At 71.5% G+C, this 2,052-nt stretch carries 4 protein-coding genes; all 4 read left to right on the forward strand.

Annotated elements, in window-relative coordinates; all coding sequences use genetic code 11:
• Positions 1 to 399, forward strand: a 399-nt coding sequence (locus VN520_RS08165; RefSeq protein ID WP_325746181.1) for an IclR family transcriptional regulator C-terminal domain-containing protein, incomplete at its 5' end; no start/stop codon positions are given.
• Between the two features lie 111 nt (positions 400 to 510).
• Positions 511 to 1,125, forward strand: a complete 615-nt coding sequence (locus tag VN520_RS08170) for a glyoxalase (protein ID WP_325746182.1) — start codon at positions 511 to 513, stop codon at positions 1,123 to 1,125.
• Positions 1,126 to 1,167: 42 nt separating this feature from the next.
• Positions 1,168 to 1,617 (forward strand): helix-turn-helix transcriptional regulator, encoded by a 450-nt coding sequence (locus VN520_RS08175; RefSeq protein WP_325746183.1) that lies wholly within the window; start codon positions 1,168 to 1,170, stop codon positions 1,615 to 1,617.
• A 5-nt stretch (positions 1,618 to 1,622) separates the two neighbouring features.
• Positions 1,623 to 2,033, forward strand: coding sequence for a VOC family protein (locus tag VN520_RS08180; RefSeq protein WP_325746184.1), 411 nt, complete (start codon positions 1,623 to 1,625; stop codon positions 2,031 to 2,033).
• Positions 2,034 to 2,052: the final 19 nt, after the last annotated feature.

Consider the following 2,052-nt stretch of genomic DNA (forward strand, 5'->3'; position numbering starts at 1 on the left):
GACGGCCCGAAGGCACCGAAGGCCGACCTCTGGGTGGGCTTCAAGGACGCCGGGCACGCCACGGCCCTGGGCAAGTGCGTCCTGCGCGAGCTGGACGGCGAGGCGCGCCGCGACTACCTGGCGCGGCACGATCTCGCCGACCTCACACCGCGCACGATCACCCACCGGGAGGAGCTCATCCGGCAGCTCGAATCACCGGCCCCGACGCCGGTGATGATGGACCGGGAGGAGTACGACCTCGGCACGACCTGCATCGCGGTCCCCGTCCGCAGCGGCACGAAGCTCGGCTCGCTCGGAGTCTCCTTCCGGGCGGACCGGATGTACCGCACCAGGCAGCTCAGGGAGAGCCTGCTGGCGTCGGCCAGCCGCGTGAGCAGGGATCTCGCCTTCGATTTCTGAGCACCGGCCCCACCGGCCCCACCGGCCCCACCGGGCAGGACCGGGCAGGACCGGTCAGGACCGGTCAGGAATCAAGAAGCACACGGCGCGGAGCCGCTCTAGCTTCCTCATATGACTTCTCCCGTATCCGTCATTCTCGATGTGACCGACCCCGCCGCCGCCGAAGAGTTCTACGCCACCGCCTTCGGGCTGGGCCCCGAGCTGCGCGTACGGGCCTCGGAGGCGCCTACGGCCGGTTTCCGCGGCTGCACGCTGTCGCTCACGGTGTCCGGGCCCGCCACCGTCGACGGCTTCATCGGCGCCGCCCTCGACGCCGGGGCCCGGCCGGTGAAGCCCGCCACGAAGTCGTTCTGGGGCTACGGCGGCGTCGTACGCGCCCCGGACGGCGCCCTGTGGAAGATCGCCACCTCGAAGAAGAAGGACAAGGGCCCGGCCACCCGCGGGATCGACCGGTTCGTGCTCCTGCTGGGCGTCGACGACGTCCTCGCGAGCAAGCGGTACTACGTGGAGCGCGGCCTCGCCGTGGGAAAGAGCTTCGGCCGCAGGTACGTCGATTTCGATACGCCGTCGAGCCCCGTCAAGCTGGGCCTGTACGGTCGTCGCGCCCTCGCCGAGGACGCCGGTGTCTCTCCCGAGGGCACCGGATCGCACCGGCTCACGATCGCCGGGGACAGCGGGCCCTTCACCGACCCCGACGGATTCGCCTGGGAGCCCGCCGCCCGGTGAATCCGGCTGCGGCGGCCCGGCCGCCGTGGCACGATCACCCTCGTGACGAGCCGACCCGCCGAGGCCCAGTACCTGCGTGACCTCGCCCGGCTGCGCCGGGTGCGTGACCGGATCGACCGGGAGTACGCGCAGCCGCTGGACGTCGAGGCGCTCGCCCGCGGTGTGAACATGTCGGCCGGGCACCTCAGCCGCCAGTTCCGGCTCGCCTACGGGGAGTCGCCGTACAGCTACCTGATGACACGCCGGATCGAGCGGGCGATGGCGCTGCTGCGCCGCGGCGACCTCAGCGTCACCGACGTCTGTTTCGAGGTGGGCTGCTCCTCGCTCGGCACCTTCAGCACCCGCTTCACGGAGCTGGTCGGGATGCCGCCCAGCGTGTACCGGCGGCAGGCCGGGAGCGGGGCGGAGGGGGTGCCGCCGTGCGTGGCGAAACAGGTCACCAGACCGGTCAGGAATCGAGAAGCCCGCACCCCCGAGCCGCCGCTAGCGTGAGCGCCATGGACATCACCATTCACACCAGCGTGCTCCCGCACGACGACCCCGAGGCGTCCCTGGCGTTCTACCGCGACACCCTCGGTTTCGAGGTCCGTAAGGACGTCGGAACCGGCACGATGCGCTGGATCACGGTCGGCCCCGCCGGCCGGCCCGGCACCTCCATCCTCCTGGCACCGCCGGCCGCCGATCCGGGCATCACCGAGGACGAGCGCCGCACCGTCGCCGAGATGATGGCCAAGGGCACCTACGGCTGGATCCTCCTGGCCACCGAGGACCTCGACGCCACTTTCGAGAAGCTGCAGGCCGGCGATGCCGAGGTCGTCCAGGAGCCGACCGAGCAGCCGTACGGAGTGCGCGACTGCGCCTTCCGCGACCCCGCCGGCAACCAGATCCGCATCCAGGAAGTGCGCTGATCCCTCCCGGCGCGGCCTG

Source organism: Streptomyces sp., assembly GCF_035563135.1.
Lineage (GTDB): Bacteria > Actinomycetota > Actinomycetes > Streptomycetales > Streptomycetaceae > Streptomyces.